The sequence below is a fragment of the Mesorhizobium sp. M8A.F.Ca.ET.181.01.1.1 genome (genome assembly GCF_004792025.1).
Classification (GTDB): Bacteria; Pseudomonadota; Alphaproteobacteria; order Rhizobiales; family Rhizobiaceae; genus Mesorhizobium.
This window is the reverse complement of record NZ_SRTV01000330.1, coordinates 1-283: the sequence shown is the minus strand read 5'-3', so window position 1 is coordinate 283 and position 283 is coordinate 1. Positions and strand designations below refer to the sequence as shown.

Sequence of the window (283 nt, the reverse complement as noted above, 5' to 3'; positions counted from 1 at the left end):
ACTGGCGCGTCGACGCTTGTGCGACATGGTTGCGCAGGATAACGACAGTAGTATCGGGAAATCTAAAGAGAAATTGAGGGCTTCGGCTGATTTTCGCCCACCCGCCGCGTCAAACCCCGCTTGTCGATGAAGCTGTGAAAGCCAATGTCGACGTGCGGGCACGGTACGTCGCCGGGCGAGCGCCTGGTGTCGCAGACGCACGGAAAACTTGCGCGCGCATGCATATGACTTTCGGCGCCGTCTCCGCAGCGGCGCGTCGCCGTCAGAAGGCCCAGGAGACGCG

The 283-nt window shown here is 61.8% G+C and carries 1 protein-coding gene; it reads right to left on the bottom strand.

Translation table 11 applies throughout. The features are described from left to right. Positions 1-62 precede the first annotated feature (62 nt). The coding region (locus tag EN824_RS35775) for a hypothetical protein (RefSeq protein WP_210236409.1) at positions 63-283 on the bottom strand (221 nt) is incomplete at its 5' end.